This is a genomic window from Chryseomicrobium imtechense, from assembly GCF_041475995.1.
Classification (GTDB): domain Bacteria; phylum Bacillota; class Bacilli; order Bacillales_A; family Planococcaceae; genus Chryseomicrobium; species Chryseomicrobium aureum.
In genome coordinates, this window is sequence record NZ_JBGOBM010000003.1 from 255,048 (window position 1) to 271,860 (window position 16,813).

The following is a 16,813-nucleotide window of genomic DNA, read 5'->3' on the forward strand; positions in this document are numbered from 1 at the left end:
CTCCCCTTGTATTTAAAATTAAATAAAGACCGAAATCGATCGAAATCAATTCAGGTCTGTAGATGAAGTGTATTTAAAAAAATCCTTTTAAGTTCTGTTGAGTCTGATGTTGCTCTAATCATTGCATTCATATAATCTTCTTTGTCCATTTTCTCAAAATCCCAATCATATCCTTTTGTTTTTGCTAATTCTCTAATAAAGATACGAAGGGTTCTACCGTTTCCCTCTCGAAATGGATGAAGCATATTTAACTCACTTTTATAATAAGCGAGTTTCTCTGAGGCAAACTCAATTGTATTCCAATCTTTCTCTAACGCTAATTCGCCTAAAATTGAAGCTCCATAGGAATCGATATATTGAAATTGACAAAATCTAGTATTGCCTTTGGTTAACTGTACACTTCGAACCTCACCTGCAAAAGAGTAAATGTCTTGAAATAAATGTTTGTGGAGTGCACATAAATCATCCATTTTAAAATCTCTAATTTTGTAAACTCCTTGTGCAATTTGAAGTGCCCTAACTGTAAACACATATTGCTCCGCTAATTGAAGCTCACTTAAATCATCAATTCCCAACAAATTATGTTGTAACAAATAAGATTCATCAGAACCAAAATTATACTTTTCCATCTCTAATTACAGCCTTAATCAAATTGGAAGTTAACCTTTGGTTCGTATTAACTGCTTCTATAGCTCTCAAAGCAATTTTTTTATTGATTTTAAACTCTTCTAACGAAAGGCTCTTTTCTACTAAACGATATTCTTTTGAGTCTAAAGATAGTCTAGTCAAACATTTTCCCTCCAGTTCAATAAAATGAATTTGCTTAATTTAAGTATACTTTATTATCTCATATTTTGTGCTTAAATGAACGTAAGTTGCAGCAGTATCTTTCACTTTCAAATTGGTATTTTTCCGACAAACCATCTAGAGTCTTTCCCCTCGAAGTCGAACTCGATAACGGAACATCCGTCAAAATGACTGCAAATGGAACGGTCTATATAGCTACTAAAAATTAAATGGTTTTCAGGTTTCCTATGACCAAAAACCGATTTTTTCTGCTTCACATAAGCTTTTACATTCCTGTCACACTCTCTTTACAATTCGTTGGTATCATTGCCGTGTACCAAACAAAAGGAGGAAATGTGCATGAAAAAACAGCTTGTAATAGCCGCTTTGGTTGGAGGACTTGTCGTATCCGGAATCAGTGTCAATGTGACGATGGATCACGCAGAAGCACGGAAAGATAACGCTCATAATGGGAAAGTCAAAAATGTAATTTATATGATTCCTGACGGCTACAGTGCCGCCTATGCAACGAACTACCGTTGGTTCAAAGGCGAAGACTCTTCTTTTGATCCGTATGTAAAAGGTCTAATCAAAACCTATTCAGCAGATACAGAAGTGACGGACTCAGCTGCTGCTGGGACGGCGATGGCAACAGGTGTAAAAACGAATAACGGGATGGTCGGTGTTACACCCGATGGAAAAGAAGTCGACTCTATCTTAGATGCGGCAGAAGCTGCGAAGAAATCTACAGGGCTAGTTGCCACTTCTACAATCACACACGCGACGCCAGCTGTGTTCGGCGCAAGTGTCGCATCACGCGGCGATGAATCGTCGATTGCCCCGCAATATTTTGAGAACGATGTGGACGTGCTCCTCGGAGGAGGCCGTGACTACTTCGTTTCACTAGAAGAAGGTGGCAAACAACCTGCCGGAAACTTAGTGGAAGCTGCTCAGAATGATGGCTATGAGTATGTGACCTCCCGTGAAGAGTTACTAAAAGCGAAGAGTGGAAAACTACTCGGTTTATTTGCAGACGACGCAATGGCTCCTGAACTAGAGCGCGGTGAAACAGATCAACCAAGTCTGGCCGAGATGACGGATATCGCAATCCAAGCATTGAAAAAAGACAAAGACGGTTTCTTCTTAATGGTAGAAGGCTCACAAATTGACTGGGCGGGTCATGCAAATGATGCAGCTTGGGCGATGACAGACTCCCAAGCATTCGATGAAGCTGTTGCTGCTGCTCTTGAATTTGCGAAAAAAGATGGCAATACACTTGTCGTCGTTGCAGGGGATCATGACACAGGCGGCATGTCCGTTGGTTCGAACAGTGTGTACGATGTAAAAACGGAAGTACTTCATGACGTTACAGCTACTGGTGACTTTATGGCTGCGCAGTTGAATGAAACGCGTAACAATGTGGAGGAAGTCGTAGAAGCGCACACCGGATTTGATTTAACAGCTGCGGAAATCGAAGCCATTGCTTCTGCCGAAAATCCTGTACGTGCTATCAACACAGTTGTCAGCGACCGCGCGTTGATCGGCTGGACAACAGGTGCACACACCGGGACGGATCTTCCAATCTACGCCTATGGCCCTCAATCTGACTTGTTCACAGGTCTCTTGGACAATACAGATATTCCAAAACATATGGCGAAAGCAATGAAAATAAAGTTCGGCAATTAAGTTTCGTACCTAGAGCAGCCTCACTTTTGTGGGGTTGTTTTTGTTTTAGTAGACAAATCAGATTTTGTGTTGTATACTAGGTTTAATAAGTTCATGAAGTACAACACATTTAATTCACCTATTACAAAAAGTATCTGTGTATTATTTCCGTACTTTTTGTAATACGTGAATTTTTTTATTGCAGAAAAATGATCTTATTAATAATTTATAATGGAGGTCATTTATATGACACAAGGTACAGTAAAATGGTTTAACGCAGAAAAAGGTTTCGGATTCATCGAAGTTGAAGGCGGAGCAGACGTATTCGCTCACTTCTCAGCAATCCAAGGTGAAGGATTCAAATCTTTAGACGAAGGTCAAAAAGTTGAATTCAACATCGAAGAAGGTCAACGCGGACCTCAAGCTACAAACATCGTAAAACTTTAATTTTATGATACGAAAAGGCATCCCATCTGGGGTGCCTTTTTTGTGTTTCGATTCACAAAAAACCTCTTCTCTTTTGATAGTTTTCTGCTAAACTAGGACTATTCTAGTTTGACTTTACTCCCACCCTGAAAGGAAGAACCCGATGATCCGACCAGCCACCTCTGATGATTTAAAAGAAATCTTAGCTATCTACAATGACGCTATTGTCAACACGACCGCTGTTTATTCGTACCACGCTCAAACTATAGAAGACCGCACGATTTGGTTTGATCAAAAGATGAAAGATGGCTATCCTGTGATTGTCTTTGAAGTCGACGGACATGTAGCTGGATTTGCGACATTTGGTCCCTTCCGCGCGTGGCCTGCCTATAAATATTCGATAGAACATTCGGTGTATGTCAGCAACGACTATCAAAAACGTGGAATCGGACGTACATTGCTTCAGGAAATCATTCAACTTGCCAAAAATGGGGAGTATAAAACTTTAGTTGCCGGAATCGATGCAGCGAATGAGAAAAGCATCTTGCTTCATCAAAGTCTTGGCTTCACGCACTCTGGAACTTTACGCAACGCCGGTTACAAGTTCGAGCGCTGGCTTGATCTTGCGTTTTATCAACTGGATCTCGAAGGACCGGAGACCCCGGTGGAAGGCTGATTCTAGGAGGAATCGATCAATGAGTTTAGCAACATATATTGGGACAAATCAAAAAATCCCTACCGATGATGAAAATCCAGAACTCTATGATTTAGAATTCTGGATTGGAAGTTGTTTTTCTGATGAAAGTTCTCAGCAAGCTGCTCTAAAGTGTCAGTTCTCTACAACGTATGTCTATGAGATATCCTCCTATTGGGGAATTGAACTATATGATGGACAACCTCATGATAGACAATCCGATAGTCTTAAAAAGTTAGAGAGTTTGTTTGCAATTATGGAGTCTTACGTATCTGCTGGAGATTATTTCGAGCTATATACTTGTTGGCTTGGTGAAGAAGCTGAGCCTCGAGAAGATGAACTTTCAATCTCCATGACTGAAGCTAAAATAAACGATATTCAATTTGCTGAAAAGACTTTAGTTCGCTTTGTATACTAACATAAGTTGGCCCCTCTCATTTTGAGTGGGGCTATTTATTACATTTCTTTCGGTGCACCAATTCCCAGCAGACGCAGCCCTTCCGCTAGAACGATTTGAACAGCTTTTACAACGGCAAGACGGTACTGCTTGAGATTTGAATCGTCGAGTATTCGCACAGACGCGTAGTATTTGTTAAAGGCTCTCGCCAAATCAATTAGGTACTTTGCGATTTCAGAGGGATCATACTTTTCATAAGCATGGCGAATAACTTCTGGAAACTCTTCAAGGCTTTTTACAACAGGCCAGGCTTCCTCGTCTACTAGTTGAATATCTAACAAAGGAGCTTGAAACTGCCCTTTCTTTAAAAGAGTTGAGATGCGCGCATGTGTGTACTGTACATAAGGCCCGGTTTCTCCCTCTACTTTCAACATATCCTCTAAAGAAAACTCGATATCGTTTCTGCGGAAAGTCTTCAGATCATGAAACAGCACTGCTCCAACTCCCACTTGATGAGCAACTTCTACTTTGTTTTCAAGCAAAGGATTTTTCGTTGTGATTGTCTTTTCCGCCAGAGCAATAGCCTCCTGCAAAACCTCTTCAAGCAAAACAACCCTTCCTTTACGCGTCGACATCTTCTTGCCATTTTGAAGCATCATACCAAACGGAACATGCGTCATTCCTTCCTGCCACGTATACCCCATCTTATCTAAGACACGGAATACTTGCTTGAAATGGAGCGACTGCTCATTGCCAACAACATATAGGGACTTCGAAAAACCGTATGTTTCTTGGCGGTAAAGTGCAGCTGCCAAGTCACGTGTCGCATACAAGGTGGTTCCATCTTTTTTAGTAATCAAACAAGGCGGCAAATCCTCTCCAACAGGAACTACTCTCGCACCATCCGATGAAATCAGTAATCCCTCTTGGTCGAGCATCTCTACTACTCGGTCCATCTTATCGTTATAAAATGCTTCCCCGTTCATGGAGTCAAATCGAATCCCCATCAACTCGTAAACTTTGGCGAACTCTTTCAGCGATTCGTCGCGGAACCACTTCCACAAACGAAGAGCTTGTTCGTCACCTTCTTCTAGTCTTTTAAACCACAGTCTTGCTTGATCATTCAAGCTCTCATCTAGAAGGGCTTCGTCGTGGAAACGCACATACAACTTCAGCAATTCTCGAATCGGATTTTGTTTAACTTGGCTTTCGTCTCCCCACCTTTGATAGGCAACCATGAGCTTTCCAAATTGAGTTCCCCAATCTCCTAAATGATTGATTCGGACGGCTTGATATCCTACTTTTTCTAGTAAAAGTGCCAATGCATTGCCAATCACAGTAGAGCGAAGATGGCCCATCGAAAACGGTTTTGCGATGTTGGGCGACGAGAAATCAATCGTGACAACTCGATTTTGTCCGATGTCCAAATTCCCGTAAAACTCTTGGTTTGTAAGTATCTCTCGCAGTACATTTGCTGCGACAGTTTGATGATTGAGAAAGATATTGATATAGCCACTAACAGCTTCCACACGTTTAATCCACTGAGTCGGTTGAAGTTTTTCCACGATGCCTTCAGCAATAGAAGCTGGGGATTGACGATAGGTTTTGGCAAGTTCGAAGCAGGGAAAAGCCAAGTCCCCCATCTCGGAATGTTTCGGTGGACTGATTCGGCTAAGTACTTCTTCGTAAGTCCATGTGTTGATAAAGTATTCAACTAAACTTTGTGCAACAGCTTGCTTTGTCTGCATAGTTTTCCCTCCAAATAAAAAACTCCCGCCTCTTTTCGCAATGAAAAGAGACGGGAGTTTGAATTTACCCGCGGTACCACTCTAGTTGTCTAATAGACCTCTCTTGTTGCTAACGAGGAACTCCCCGGCCTTCCCTACTTAGTCGTTCAGGAAAGCATCTCCAAAGTGCGGTTCATTTGAAGTGTATGATCAGGCTTTCACCAGTTCCTGATTCGCTAGTCGAACACTAAAAACTACTCTCTTTGTCCAAGACGTTAAATGGTATTTCAACTTAGTATAGACATTTATTTGGGAAATACAAGATATATTTTCACAGTTATTCTATCTATGAGGAGTATTGTATACTGTTTAAAACAACTCAATTCTAGGGAGTTTACACATGAACCTACACACTCAATTATCGAAAATCGACCCACGAACTCGTGTCCTTACTGGCTGGAGTGCGTATCTCCACGCGAAGTGAGAAGAAGCTTTTGCTAGTCATTTAACATCCGCTGGAAAGAAAAGAATCTATCTGAAGGATGTTGGTTACTACTCTGGATACTTATGGCATGTATTCAGCTATCAAACACGCGAACATCTTTCTGGAAGCGAGGCAATCAGTGCATTTCATGCCTTGTGTAAAAAGCGCTGTTTTGTCTTTTATCAACATTCGAATGATGCTTTTTTGATAGAGGATGCCTCTTGTATAGATATGAACATACTGCAGAATGAAGAAGACATTTACCTGGTAGACGCGGATTTCACATGGACGTTTGTGATCACGCATGAAACCGAGACGTGTGGGCTGTATTTTGTCAAAGTGTGAACAGAATTCGATGGTTTCTCATTTCCTATATATCTTCTCTGTTACGTTTCAAAGAAAACCGGATAAAGTGCGCGGTTTTCACGTATAATGAGAGCTATTGACATATGTACGGAACAGATTGTGAAGATATATGACGAAAAACTAGAAAATGAGGTATTTGAATGATAACCACACGCTTTACAGATTTACCGATTAGTGATGATATCCGCCGCGCCTTGACGATTTTGAAATATGACACACCGACTGAAGTACAACAAAAAGTACTTCCTCTTGCATTTGAAAACCTGGACCTTGTAGTGAAATCTCAGACAGGAAGCGGAAAAACAGCTGCATTCGGGATCCCTGTAGCGGACCAGATCATCTGGGAAGAGAAAAAGCCACAGGCGTTGATTTTGACACCAACGCGTGAACTTGCTGTTCAAGTGCGTGAAGATATTACAAATATCGGTCGTTTCAAGCGCGTGAAGGCCGTTGCACTTTACGGAAAAGAGCCATTCTCGAAACAGCGAGATGAGCTGAAACAAAAGACACACGTAGTTGTGGGTACACCTGGCCGTGTGATGGACCATATCGACCGCGGAACGCTAGACCTTGAGATGGTGAAGTACTTGATCATTGATGAAGCAGACGAGATGCTAAACCGTGGTTTCATCGATGAAGTCGAAGCCATCATCAAACAAGTGCCTTCTGACCGCGTCACAATGGTCTTCTCTGCAACGCTTCCACAAGATATCGCGAGTCTTTGCCATGAATATATGCAAGACCCAACGTACATCGAGATTGAATCGACTGGTGTCACTGCTGATACAATCGAGCACTCGTTAATTGAAGTGAAAGAAGAAGACAAAATCGCTCTTCTTAAAGACATAACGGTTGTTGAAAATCCAAACAGCTGCTTGATTTTCTGCCGTACGAAAGAAAATGTTGATACGGTTTACAGTGAACTTGAAGAAGCTGGTTACCCAGTCGAGAAACTTCACGGCGGGATTGTGCAAGAAGACCGATTCGCTGTAATGGAAGGATTCAAGCTTGGAAACTTCCGCTATCTTGTAGCTACAGACGTGGCTGCACGTGGAATCGATATCGATAACGTCAACCTAGTCATCAACTATGATGTTCCAATGGAAAAAGAAAGTTACGTTCACCGTACGGGCCGAACAGGTCGTGCTGGTGCTGCTGGAACTGCGATTATGTTCGCTACTCCTTATGAAAGTAAATTCATTCGTGCCATTGAGCGTTACATCGGCTTCGAACTTCCTAAAGCAGAAGCTCCGGAAGAACAGGAAGTGAAACGTGCGCGCTACGATTTCGACGAGAAGCTAGCAAGTCGTCGTGTCGTCCGCAACAATAAGACGGCTCGTATCAACCAAGACATCATGAAGCTTCACTTTAGCGGCGGGAAAAAGAAAAAAATCCGCGCCATCGATTTAGTCGGTACAATCGCCAATATCCCGGGTGTCACTGCAGAAGATATCGGCATCATTACAATCCAAGATCAAATGTCGTATGTGGACATCTTGAACGGTAAAGGATCTCTTGTGCTGCAAGCAATGGAAACAACTCCAGTCAAAGGCAAAAAGCTGAAAGTCAGCAAAGCCCTAAAATAATCGCTATCCCCTTCACGTCTGTGAGGGGGATTTTTCTGTGCGATATCGCATATTTCAAGCTATACTAGTTTAAAGGTGGTGGATCTAATGCTAACTCCAACGATACAAAATCAAATCATTGAAGTTATTCTAAAAAAAATTGATGTTGATTTTATAATTCTTTTTGGCTCATTTGCGAAAGAAATGCAAAGAGAAAGCAGTGATTTAGATATCGCTTTTTTTAGTCAACAAAGAATCTCAGCCTATGATCGATTTCTGTTGGCTAGCGAGCTAGCAGAAGCCACTGGTAGAGAAGTTGATTTGGTCGATATTAGAAATCTAGATACTGTATTTACTATGCAAATCTTCTCTCAAGGTCTTCCTATTTTTATTAATAATCACGATCAATTTTATATTCAGCGTATGCGCGCCTATAGTATGTATCTAGCTTTAAATGAACAGCGTGCTCCTGTTATTGAATCAATTAAAGAGCGAGGAAGTGTCTTTGGATATGAATGATGTACTAGTGAATAAGTCGGCAACTATTGAACGATGCATTAAAAGAATTCATGAGGTTTACGAAGGTAATCCAACTAATCTTAAAGATTTTACTAAACAAGATAGTATTGTCTTAAATATTCAGCGTGCATGTGAAGCAAGCATAGACATGGCCATGCACATTATCAGTGAAAATAAACTTGGAGTACCAAAGTCTAGTCGAGATGGCTTCAAGTTGTTACATGAAGCTAAAATCATTGATGAAGCTTTAGCAAAAACTTTGATGAATATGGTTGGTTTTCGTAATATTGCTGTCCACGATTATCAGGCCTTAGAAATCGAAATACTCGAATCCATCCTTACCAAACATATCGATGATTTTAAGAAATTCACGAAAATCATCTTACAACATGAAGCAAAGTGATAGTTGAGACTACCTTTCCTTCCATTTCTGGAAACTATGTATATACTTAAACTAATTACATACGAATAGGAGTGGAAATATGAGCGAATTGAACAAATTCATGACATGGACTTTCACCGAAGAGGTCCCAGTACCAGATTCTATCAAGGATATTTTGATTGCTGGGGAGACAGCAACGACTGCTTACAAGACAATCCGAGATGTTGCCGTAGTCACAAATAAACGATTGATTATCGCCGATCGCCAAGGTCTAACAGGAAAGAAGATTGAAATCTACACAATTCCGTTCAAATCCATCGTGATGTATTCGTCTGAAAACGGCGGCACATTTGATATCAACTCAGAGCTCGAACTTTGGACAAGAGCTGGTCGTTTCAAACTAAACCTCAATAAAAAAGTAGACGTCCGCAAGCTCGACAAAATCATTGCTGAGGCGATTCTCTAACAAAACAAAAGCCAGTTAAGTCCTAAACAAGGGACTCAACTGGCTCTATTTTTACTCTTCTTCTGTCATAACCTCAACCAAAATTCCCGTCGACAAAACAATCACCACGAACAAACCAATTAATCCTAAAACCATTGTTCTCCACTCCTTACCATGTAATAAAGCCTTTGGAACCTGGTGGTGCATGCTGGATCATCTGGAAAATTGGAATCGCGTACGCAATAATGATCAACGCAAATGCAATGCCGATCCACAGAAGCCAGTTTTCTAAGAATTTTGGAGTCGCCGCTTTATCACTTTCTGCTAATGGGAACTCCACAAACTCATCCACTTCCACAGCTTTTGGTGACAAGAACGCACTCATGATCACGATGTAGAGAAGCAGCATCGCGGACAAGAACAAAATACTTCCGCCAATCGCCATCGTCACGTGATTGGATATAATCCCCTCAAACCACTCAAGTGCTGCCGGGTGATCATTGTAGCCACTATACGCCGTACGACGCGGTGCTCCGAGAAGCCCTAGCACGTGTTGCGCTGTACTCATCAATAACATCCCGACTGCCCATAACCCAATCTGGATGAAACCGAGTTTTTCCATCGTCTTCGTGAACTTTCGCCCTGTTAAATATGGAATCATCCAGAACGTGATACCCATGAATGTCATCGCAACCGGAGTTCCGACTGTGATGTGGAAGTGACCGACAACCCAAAGCGTATTGTGGACGATTTCATTCAATTGGAAACTTGCATTGATAATTCCGCCCGCGCCTCCAGGAATGAAGAACGCCATCGCGATAAACAAAGAGGTGAAACGTAGGTCGTTCCAAGGCAGTTTTGTAAACCAGCCGAACAACCCTTTCCCGCCATTCTTGCGGCCTGCTCGCTCAAAATTCGCGAACATCGAGAACGCCGTCATCAATGACGGGATGATGACCATGAATGTCAAAACGACTTGGAAGAACTTCCAGAAGTTTTCGATTCCTGGCTCCATCAGCTGGTGGTGGAAACCGACTGGAATCGAGAACAAGATGAACAACACAAATGATAAACGAGCAAGTGAATCACTAAATACCGGTACGCCTAAAATCTTTGGAACTACCACATACCATGCCATATATGCTGGAAGTAACCAGAAGTACACAAGCGGGTGACCAAAATACCAGAACAATGTACGGCTCAGTTCAACGTTGATTGTATCAACCCAGCCGAATGCCCACGGGATGTATTGGAACAACACCGTCGCGACAACACCTAGACACGCAATTGCCCATAAGATGACTGTAGAAACGGTCATGAAGGCAAACAAAGGACTTAACTCACCTTTATGTTCCTTGCGCCAGCGAATATAATGACCCACAAGTGCAAAGCCCATCACGAGCGACCCAACAATAAAGAGTGCCAACCCGATGTAATACCAAGGACTCGCCATCATTGGTGCGTAGAATGTATAAAGAACAGATGCTTTTCCGCTAATGATCATGACGGTTGCTAACACTGTCCCAGCAAGCATTGTCAGGAAACCGATCCAGTTCCACAGCAACACTTTCGGTCCGAATGCGCCAAGACTCTTGCTCATGCCGGTGATAAAGAAAGCAAAGATGAAAAATGTCGTAAAGATAAGTGCGAGTAAAACTCCATGTGCGGTCAAAATTTGATAATAATCCAGCCATGCCGGAAGTTGGAGCTTATCGTTTCGAATAAAGACCTGTAGTAAACCTGCAAGTGTTCCAATTAAAAAGGCAGCGTACGCGACCCCGACGTTCCAAAGGGCCAGTTTGCGTTCTCCTGATGCGATCATTATTCTGTCACCTCAATTTCTGTGAACATGAAATGGTGGCCAGCTCCACAGTATTCGTTACAGATGATTAAATACTTCCCTGGCTTATCGAACGTGTACGATTTCGTCGTCACTTGGCCAGGTACAACCATCATGTTGACTTTCGTGTCATCGATCGTGAAACTGTGCACCACGTCTGTGCTTGTTACTTTGAAGACGATTTCTTTCCCAACAGGGACTTTCAGTTCTGGCCCTTCGTATCCGAATGCCATAGCAATGATGGACACTTGATACGTGTCGTCATCCAGTTGCGTCACACCTGGATTATCAAACGGTGCTGTTTCTCTTACTTTTTCCGGATCGATGTGCTCGATTCCTCCAGCTGGGGTGTGGTGGTTATCTGTAAATGCGCTGACTCCCACGACTGTTAAAAATACTGCTAAACACGTGATTCCAAAAACTAACCAGATTTTTTCATACTTATGCAGATGCATGTTCGTTCTCCTTTCTGTCTAGAGCGACAAGTACATTAGATAAACGGCGACCCACATCGCCACGATAACAAAGCCGACAAAAAATACGCTGATCAATGTGCCTTTTAGGTTCTCTTCTTCGTGTTGTTTTTTCTTTGCCACGACACTCACCTCTCCTACTTCGTTTATGACTTAAGCGTAAAGCAATCCCTAGGCGGCAACTGTGACATAAATCACATCTGTGACATTAATCTATGCAAAATGTGAAATTACTTCATACTTTTGTCAAACTTTGTCTGATGGAGAGGATGGAAGTTTTGGGTGAGCGGGCGTTCATCGGCTGAATGGCGGATTTCTTCTACCGAAACTCGATTTCTTCTACCGAATCGCCGATTTATTCTGCACTAACGAGGATTTCTTCTACCGAAGTCATATTATGGAAACTAAATCGCCTCAAAACACAAAAACCACCTCCGCAATTCGGAGGTGGTCATCTAGCATCTCTTTAGTTAATCAACTCGACACAGCGACAACGGGCAGTTCTCGCATTGGATTTCAGTTTTTAAATACGCAAGGTCTCGGATCAGTAGTTTCCCATCACACGTCGACACCACTTGCTGCTTCTTCAGTTCCGACAACATCCGGTTCGTCACTTCGCGCGCCATCCCACAAAAATTCGCGAGGTCTTGGTTGGTCAGCTGTACATCAATCAACACACCTTCTGACTTCTGAACGCCGTAACTGTTCGACAGCCGGATCAACGTCGAGTAAAGTGCTCCCTTTTTCCCGTTCAACAACAAGTCCCGGAAGCGGGTCTGCGTCTTCTGCTGATTCAAGCACATCCATTTCATAAATGCCGCAGCGAGTCGCGCATTCTTTTGGAGCTCCGCTTCGAGCTCATGCACCGGAAACAAGTAACATTCGGCATCCTCTTTCACCTTCGCATCCAGCATATAGAATGCCTCAGGGGAATACAGATACACCTCACCAAGCAACTGTCCTGCTCCGCAGATGCGCAGCGTGAGTTCTCGACCGTCCGAGCTGACTTTGTTCAGTTGCACTTTGCCTTTTGTGAGGAAGAACAAATGCTGAATTTTATCGCCTTCTTGGAACAAATAGCTGTCTTTACTGAAACTCTTCACCACATGTGGTAATTTCAACAGTTCCTTCAAGTCTTCTGAAATCGATTCCTGTTCAACAAACATGTCCTTCCACCTCCAATAGTAGTATATATACTACCACTTTATACCATGTTCTTTCAGTTGGCTATAGGCGATTTTGTGTACTTCTTGAAGGAATTTTATAACGGAAGTCGAATAGTTAGATAGAGGAAGTAAATTCAAACGAGAAAGGTTGCGACGATTTGAGTACACGCGAGACATTTTTAAATGAATTCAATGACCAAATGAAAGACTTGTATATTCGTTCTTCGGAAGCAGGATGGATGGCGCAGACGACAGGAGAAGCGGAATGGGCGGAGAAATCTGGAGAAGAAGACACGAAGTTTAGTCTGTTGTTTTCATCAAAAGAGAAATATGAAGAGGCGCTCAAGTTCCTTGAAACCGACAGTGGAAGCCCAGAAGAACGTCGTCAATTGCAGTTACTGGTGAATAATATGAAGAGCAATCAGCTTCCGGAAGAAGTCATTGCGGACCTTGCGAAGCGTGGTTCAGAACTGAACTACTTGTTTAATACTTATTCACCAGAAGTGGACGGCAAAGTGTATTCTGCAAACGATATCCGCGAAGTACTTTTGACAAGTACAGATCTAGAACTGCGTAAGAAAGTGTGGCTTGCGAGTAAAGAAGTTGGCGGCGTTGTAGAAAAAGGTTTACTTGAGCTTGTGAAAAAGCGCAATGAAGCGGCTCGATTACTTGGCTACGACAACCATCATCAGATGAGTTTTGAATTGCAGGAACTGGACCGCGAGGAGATCTTTTCTATCTTCAATGACCTGATCGACCAATCGGATACTGCCTACCGTAAGATGAAGTCAGATCTGGATGCACGTCTAGCGAAAAAGTTCGGCATCACACCGGAAGAGATTCGCCCGTGGCACTATGTGGACCCGTTCTTCCAAGAAGCGCCTGCTTCTGACGCGACGAATCTCGATTCGTTCTATAAAGGAAAAGATATTCTACGACTGACGACAGAGACGTTCAATTCTATGGGAATCCAGATTGATGATTTGTATGCAAAGAGCGATTTGTTCCCGCGTGCGAAAAAGAATCCGACAGCGTTTTGTATGGACGTCGACCGCGCTGGCGATACGCGCGTATTGTGCAATCTGACAGAGGATGCGTACTGGATGGAAACGAACTTGCATGAGTTTGGGCATGCAGCGTATTTCAAATATGTCGATAGCGACCTTCCGTTCATGTTACGCACGAACAGCCATACACTCACGACAGAAGCGATTGCGATGTTGTTTGGCAAGATGGGGAAAGATCCACGCTGGTTAAAACGTTTCTTAAGACTTGATGAAAAGACGATTGACGGCCTTGAAGGAGAACTTGCGGAATACCAACAGCTTCAAATGTTGATCATGGTGCGTTGGATTATCACGTTTGTGTTCTTTGAGAAGGAACTCTATGAAAACCCTGACCAAGATTTGAATGCATTATGGTGGAAAATTGTGAGTGACGTGCAACTTGTCACGCCACCAGAAGATACATCGAATCCAGACTGGGCAGCGAAAATCCACTTCACACTAGCACCGGTCTACTACCAGAACTACTTGTTAGGTGAATTAATGGCGGCACAGCTTCAGCGCCATATCGAGACAGAAATCTCACCGGAATTCTTTACAAAAGAAGCGGGTGACATGCTCCTGAATGATTTCTTCAAACCAGCGGCCCTGTACGACTGGAACGAAAAAATCGAGCGTATCACAGGCGAAAAGCTCAACCCTGCGCATTTTGTGGAGTTGTATTGTAAAAAATAATATTATACAAAAACCAGCTGAATCCTGTTTGGGGTCAGCTGGTTTTGGTTTAGTGTAGATTTTATCTTTTGGGCAGGTGTATACCGGTATATGCGTATACTGGTATATGCGTATACTGGTATACTTTCATAGCAAAGCTTCTAACTGATTTACTACTTCCGGAATAGATAAGTTTGTAGTGTCTAAGATGACATCTGAACTCTTCTCTAATAACGGCAGAACTGCACTGTGGTTTTCAAGGATTTCTTGTCTCTGTTCTGGTGTTTTTCCGTATTGATTTGTAGTCCGTGCTTCAATTCTCTCAAACATTGTAGAGAGATCTGCTTTCAACAAGACTACAACATCAAAGTCTTTATAGAACTGTCCTTGATTGTCGCAGCATCCGGAGATAAAGAGATGCTCCTCCCCAGTACTTTCAAGTAGCTTCTTCATTTTATCCTCGTTTAAAAAATGAGCTTTTTCTGTTTCTGTAATTATTTCCTCAACGTAGTCTCCATAATCTGTGTCAATTGTTCTGTAACCTCTGCGCTTTAATTCATCCAGAGCACTTGTTGTGCCGACTCCAGATAAACCAGTTATATAGATGATTGTCATGAAAACCTCCTCTTATTCCCTTCACTCTCAAAACCTAACTATTGGTACTATGAGTATATCAATCAACTCCACTTTTGTTTCAATCATCTCGAAAAATATTCTCTTTCGTTTTGACACACTGAGAAAAACAATCCGTCTAATTAGTACCTGCACGCAAAGGAGGATCAAAGCTACATGAACAGCGACCAACAAACCATCTCCGACTGGTTCTATCTCTACAGCCAAGATATCTACAACTTCCTTGTCTACTATACAGGCACGCGAGACGTTGAAGATTTAGTGCAAGACGTATTCATCAAAGCCGGAAGAGGCCTAGGCAGTTTCCAGAACCAATCGAGCCCTAAGACTTGGCTGATGAGCATCGCACGCAATATCGCAATCGATCACGCAAGAAAACGACAAACCAAAGTCAGCTTGACCGCACTTCCGTGGCAAGACGCCACTCTCACTACGCCGACGAGTGACTCACCCGAACAACAGGTACTTGATAGCGAAGACAAACTGGCACTCTACCATCTCATCAACCAACAAAAAAAGAAATTTCGAGACGTGTTGCTACTCCGTGGAATCCAAGGACTTTCAGTCAGCGAAACGGCCACTATCCTAGGCTGCAAAGAGACCGCGGTTCGCACAAATTTCCACCGAGCCATTAAAGCCTTACGATCCGAACCCAATTGGAGGGAATTGTATGAACGATAATCGCCTCACACCTGACAACGAACTGAACGCATTCCCGACGCACCGCATGTCAGAAGAAACGCAACACCGCCTTCACCAAAACATCATGAAAGCACTTGAAGAACCCATCGCCGAACCAAAGCGAAGCCGCACGAATTGGTCTAAAGCACGAACGGGACTCATTGCAGTCGCTGCTCTTTTCATCCTGACGATTCTTTCGATTAATCTGTTCAACACACCATCAAACACAGCAGTAGAAGAACCACCCCTTCCTGCTGAACAACCGGGTGACCTCGTTCCAGGAACTGCACCTGAAGAACAACCAGAAGAAGCACCGTTTGATTCTGCTGCACTTGAACAACAAGCCAATGAAATCCTGCAAGCTCTTCACGACCGCGATATGGAAGCACTCGCAAACAACGTTCACTCACAAAAAGGAATTCAGTTCTCGCCTTACCTTTCTGTCTCAGACTCCACGGTCAGCTTCCAGCAAAGTGAAATCGCAGGTCTGTTATCCGACTCCGAAACGTATCTTTGGGGCTACGAAGAAGCCAATACGGAGATTCGTTTGACGCCTGCGGGTTACTTTGAAGAACATCTTCAAATCGAGCGCTTCTTTGAGGCAGATGAAGTCTTCGTCGATACACCAAACGAAGAACTCGACCCGTCGAACTATTTAATGAGTGTCTATCCAGAAGCTAAAATCATCGAGTTCTATCACGCGGGAACCGCCCAATATAGCAATCTCGACTACCGGAGCCTCAACTTAGTATTTGAGCAAGAAGATGCTAGCGATGAATGGAAACTGACTGCAATCATTAACAATCTATTCACTCCATAACCAAACAAAAGCCATCAAACCTCTGG

Annotated in this window: 19 protein-coding genes, 1 pseudogene and 1 other annotated feature; of the genes and pseudogenes, 12 read left to right on the forward strand and 8 right to left on the reverse strand. The window is 42.8% G+C overall.

Annotated elements, in window-relative coordinates; genetic code table 11:
• Positions 1–50: 50 nt before the first annotated feature.
• Positions 51–629 (reverse strand): Fic/DOC family protein, encoded by a 579-nt coding sequence (locus tag AB5N96_RS04525; protein WP_499704782.1) that lies wholly within the window; start codon positions 627–629, stop codon positions 51–53.
• Entirely contained in the window at positions 616–789 is a 174-nt protein-coding gene (locus AB5N96_RS04530) for a hypothetical protein (protein WP_204589997.1), read from the reverse strand. Before AB5N96_RS04530 ends, AB5N96_RS04525 begins: the two co-directional genes overlap by 14 nt.
• 357 nt (positions 790–1,146) lie before the next feature.
• Between AB5N96_RS04530 and AB5N96_RS04535 the strand changes: the two genes are divergently transcribed.
• From AB5N96_RS04535 to AB5N96_RS04550, 4 genes are all read left to right on the forward strand, one after another.
• Complete coding sequence (locus AB5N96_RS04535; RefSeq protein WP_499704783.1) at positions 1,147–2,472, forward strand: alkaline phosphatase; 1,326 nt, start codon at positions 1,147–1,149, stop codon at positions 2,470–2,472.
• Between the two features lie 225 nt (positions 2,473–2,697).
• The gene (locus AB5N96_RS04540) at positions 2,698–2,898 is read left to right on the forward strand and encodes a cold-shock protein (RefSeq protein WP_204589995.1); all 201 of its coding nucleotides are present in this window, start codon (positions 2,698–2,700) and stop codon (positions 2,896–2,898) included.
• A gap of 142 nt (positions 2,899–3,040) precedes the next feature.
• Entirely contained in the window at positions 3,041–3,553 is a 513-nt protein-coding gene (locus AB5N96_RS04545) for a GNAT family N-acetyltransferase (RefSeq protein ID WP_499704784.1), read from the forward strand.
• Positions 3,554–3,572: 19 nt separating this feature from the next.
• The gene (locus AB5N96_RS04550) at positions 3,573–3,989 is read left to right on the forward strand and encodes a hypothetical protein (RefSeq protein ID WP_499704785.1); all 417 of its coding nucleotides are present in this window, start codon (positions 3,573–3,575) and stop codon (positions 3,987–3,989) included.
• Between the two features lie 38 nt (positions 3,990–4,027).
• Here the strand turns inward: AB5N96_RS04550 and argS are convergent, their stop codons facing one another.
• Complete coding sequence (gene argS, locus AB5N96_RS04555; RefSeq protein ID WP_499704786.1) at positions 4,028–5,716, reverse strand: arginine--tRNA ligase; 1,689 nt, start codon at positions 5,714–5,716, stop codon at positions 4,028–4,030.
• Between the two features lie 43 nt (positions 5,717–5,759).
• Positions 5,760–5,974 (reverse strand) — a binding site (T-box leader).
• A 217-nt stretch (positions 5,975–6,191) separates the two neighbouring features.
• Between argS and AB5N96_RS04560 the strand changes: the two are divergent.
• The 5 genes and pseudogenes from AB5N96_RS04560 to AB5N96_RS04580 all read left to right on the forward strand — a co-directional run.
• Positions 6,192–6,524, forward strand: a pseudogene (locus tag AB5N96_RS04560) (DUF4275 family protein); the annotation flags it as partial.
• A 161-nt stretch (positions 6,525–6,685) separates the two neighbouring features.
• On the forward strand, positions 6,686–8,131 hold the full coding sequence (locus AB5N96_RS04565; protein ID WP_204589992.1) for a DEAD/DEAH box helicase: 1,446 nt from the start codon (positions 6,686–6,688) through the stop codon (positions 8,129–8,131).
• Positions 8,132–8,218: 87 nt separating this feature from the next.
• Positions 8,219–8,629: a type VII toxin-antitoxin system MntA family adenylyltransferase antitoxin gene (gene mntA, locus AB5N96_RS04570; protein WP_204589991.1), complete on the forward strand. Its 411-nt coding sequence runs from the start codon at positions 8,219–8,221 to the stop codon at positions 8,627–8,629.
• Positions 8,622–9,032: a type VII toxin-antitoxin system HepT family RNase toxin gene (gene hepT / locus AB5N96_RS04575; protein WP_204589990.1), complete on the forward strand. Its 411-nt coding sequence runs from the start codon at positions 8,622–8,624 to the stop codon at positions 9,030–9,032. The genes mntA and hepT overlap by 8 nt, the downstream gene beginning before the upstream one ends.
• Positions 9,033–9,111: 79 nt before the next feature.
• Positions 9,112–9,477, forward strand: coding sequence for a PH domain-containing protein (locus tag AB5N96_RS04580; RefSeq protein WP_204589989.1), 366 nt, complete (start codon positions 9,112–9,114; stop codon positions 9,475–9,477).
• 148 nt (positions 9,478–9,625) lie between these two features.
• Here the strand turns inward: AB5N96_RS04580 and AB5N96_RS04585 are convergent, their stop codons facing one another.
• The 4 genes from AB5N96_RS04585 to AB5N96_RS04600 form a co-directional block, all read right to left on the reverse strand.
• Entirely contained in the window at positions 9,626–11,278 is a 1,653-nt protein-coding gene (locus tag AB5N96_RS04585) for a b(o/a)3-type cytochrome-c oxidase subunit 1 (protein ID WP_499704787.1), read from the reverse strand.
• On the reverse strand, positions 11,278–11,751 hold the full coding sequence (locus tag AB5N96_RS04590; protein WP_499704788.1) for a cytochrome c oxidase subunit II: 474 nt from the start codon (positions 11,749–11,751) through the stop codon (positions 11,278–11,280). The genes AB5N96_RS04585 and AB5N96_RS04590 overlap by 1 nt, the downstream gene beginning before the upstream one ends.
• 18 nt (positions 11,752–11,769) lie before the next feature.
• Positions 11,770–11,892, reverse strand: a complete 123-nt coding sequence (locus tag AB5N96_RS04595) for a cytochrome C oxidase subunit II (RefSeq protein WP_204590083.1) — start codon at positions 11,890–11,892, stop codon at positions 11,770–11,772.
• A gap of 347 nt (positions 11,893–12,239) precedes the next feature.
• Entirely contained in the window at positions 12,240–12,935 is a 696-nt protein-coding gene (locus tag AB5N96_RS04600) for a Crp/Fnr family transcriptional regulator (RefSeq protein WP_204589986.1), read from the reverse strand.
• 158 nt (positions 12,936–13,093) lie between these two features.
• On the opposite strand from AB5N96_RS04600, the gene AB5N96_RS04605 reads away from it, so the two are divergent.
• Positions 13,094–14,674, forward strand: a complete 1,581-nt coding sequence (locus AB5N96_RS04605) for a M2 family metallopeptidase (protein ID WP_499704789.1) — start codon at positions 13,094–13,096, stop codon at positions 14,672–14,674.
• Between the two features lie 126 nt (positions 14,675–14,800).
• On the opposite strand, the gene AB5N96_RS04610 is transcribed toward AB5N96_RS04605, so the two are convergent.
• Complete coding sequence (locus tag AB5N96_RS04610) at positions 14,801–15,268, reverse strand: AAA family ATPase (protein ID WP_499704790.1); 468 nt, start codon at positions 15,266–15,268, stop codon at positions 14,801–14,803.
• A 174-nt stretch (positions 15,269–15,442) separates the two neighbouring features.
• Between AB5N96_RS04610 and AB5N96_RS04615 the strand changes: the two genes are divergently transcribed.
• Together AB5N96_RS04615 and AB5N96_RS04620 are read left to right on the forward strand one after the other, a co-directional pair.
• On the forward strand, positions 15,443–15,967 hold the full coding sequence (locus AB5N96_RS04615; RefSeq protein WP_499704791.1) for an RNA polymerase sigma factor: 525 nt from the start codon (positions 15,443–15,445) through the stop codon (positions 15,965–15,967).
• Positions 15,957–16,787, forward strand: coding sequence for a hypothetical protein (locus tag AB5N96_RS04620; protein ID WP_499704792.1), 831 nt, complete (start codon positions 15,957–15,959; stop codon positions 16,785–16,787). Before AB5N96_RS04615 ends, AB5N96_RS04620 begins: the two co-directional genes overlap by 11 nt.
• The last annotated feature ends 26 nt before the right edge of the window (positions 16,788–16,813 follow it).

What these genes read in the sequence shown, in the direction of transcription:
- AB5N96_RS04525 (WP_499704782.1), bottom strand. Translation starts at nt 629, where the DNA reads ATGGAAAAGTATAATTTTGGTTCTGATGAATCTTATTTGTTACAACAT.
- AB5N96_RS04535 (WP_499704783.1), top strand. Translation starts at nt 1,147, where the DNA reads ATGAAAAAACAGCTTGTAATAGCCGCTTTGGTTGGAGGACTTGTCGTA.
- AB5N96_RS04540 (WP_204589995.1), top strand. Translation starts at nt 2,698, where the DNA reads ATGACACAAGGTACAGTAAAATGGTTTAACGCAGAAAAAGGTTTCGGA.
- AB5N96_RS04545 (WP_499704784.1), top strand. Translation starts at nt 3,041, where the DNA reads ATGATCCGACCAGCCACCTCTGATGATTTAAAAGAAATCTTAGCTATC.
- AB5N96_RS04550 (WP_499704785.1), top strand. Translation starts at nt 3,573, where the DNA reads ATGAGTTTAGCAACATATATTGGGACAAATCAAAAAATCCCTACCGAT.
- argS (WP_499704786.1), bottom strand. Translation starts at nt 5,716, where the DNA reads ATGCAGACAAAGCAAGCTGTTGCACAAAGTTTAGTTGAATACTTTATC.
- AB5N96_RS04565 (WP_204589992.1), top strand. Translation starts at nt 6,686, where the DNA reads ATGATAACCACACGCTTTACAGATTTACCGATTAGTGATGATATCCGC.
- mntA (WP_204589991.1), top strand. Translation starts at nt 8,219, where the DNA reads ATGCTAACTCCAACGATACAAAATCAAATCATTGAAGTTATTCTAAAA.
- hepT (WP_204589990.1), top strand. Translation starts at nt 8,622, where the DNA reads ATGAATGATGTACTAGTGAATAAGTCGGCAACTATTGAACGATGCATT.
- AB5N96_RS04580 (WP_204589989.1), top strand. Translation starts at nt 9,112, where the DNA reads ATGAGCGAATTGAACAAATTCATGACATGGACTTTCACCGAAGAGGTC.
- AB5N96_RS04585 (WP_499704787.1), bottom strand. Translation starts at nt 11,278, where the DNA reads ATGATCGCATCAGGAGAACGCAAACTGGCCCTTTGGAACGTCGGGGTC.
- AB5N96_RS04590 (WP_499704788.1), bottom strand. Translation starts at nt 11,751, where the DNA reads ATGCATCTGCATAAGTATGAAAAAATCTGGTTAGTTTTTGGAATCACG.
- AB5N96_RS04600 (WP_204589986.1), bottom strand. Translation starts at nt 12,935, where the DNA reads ATGTTTGTTGAACAGGAATCGATTTCAGAAGACTTGAAGGAACTGTTG.
- AB5N96_RS04610 (WP_499704790.1), bottom strand. Translation starts at nt 15,268, where the DNA reads ATGACAATCATCTATATAACTGGTTTATCTGGAGTCGGCACAACAAGT.
- AB5N96_RS04615 (WP_499704791.1), top strand. Translation starts at nt 15,443, where the DNA reads ATGAACAGCGACCAACAAACCATCTCCGACTGGTTCTATCTCTACAGC.
- AB5N96_RS04620 (WP_499704792.1), top strand. Translation starts at nt 15,957, where the DNA reads ATGAACGATAATCGCCTCACACCTGACAACGAACTGAACGCATTCCCG.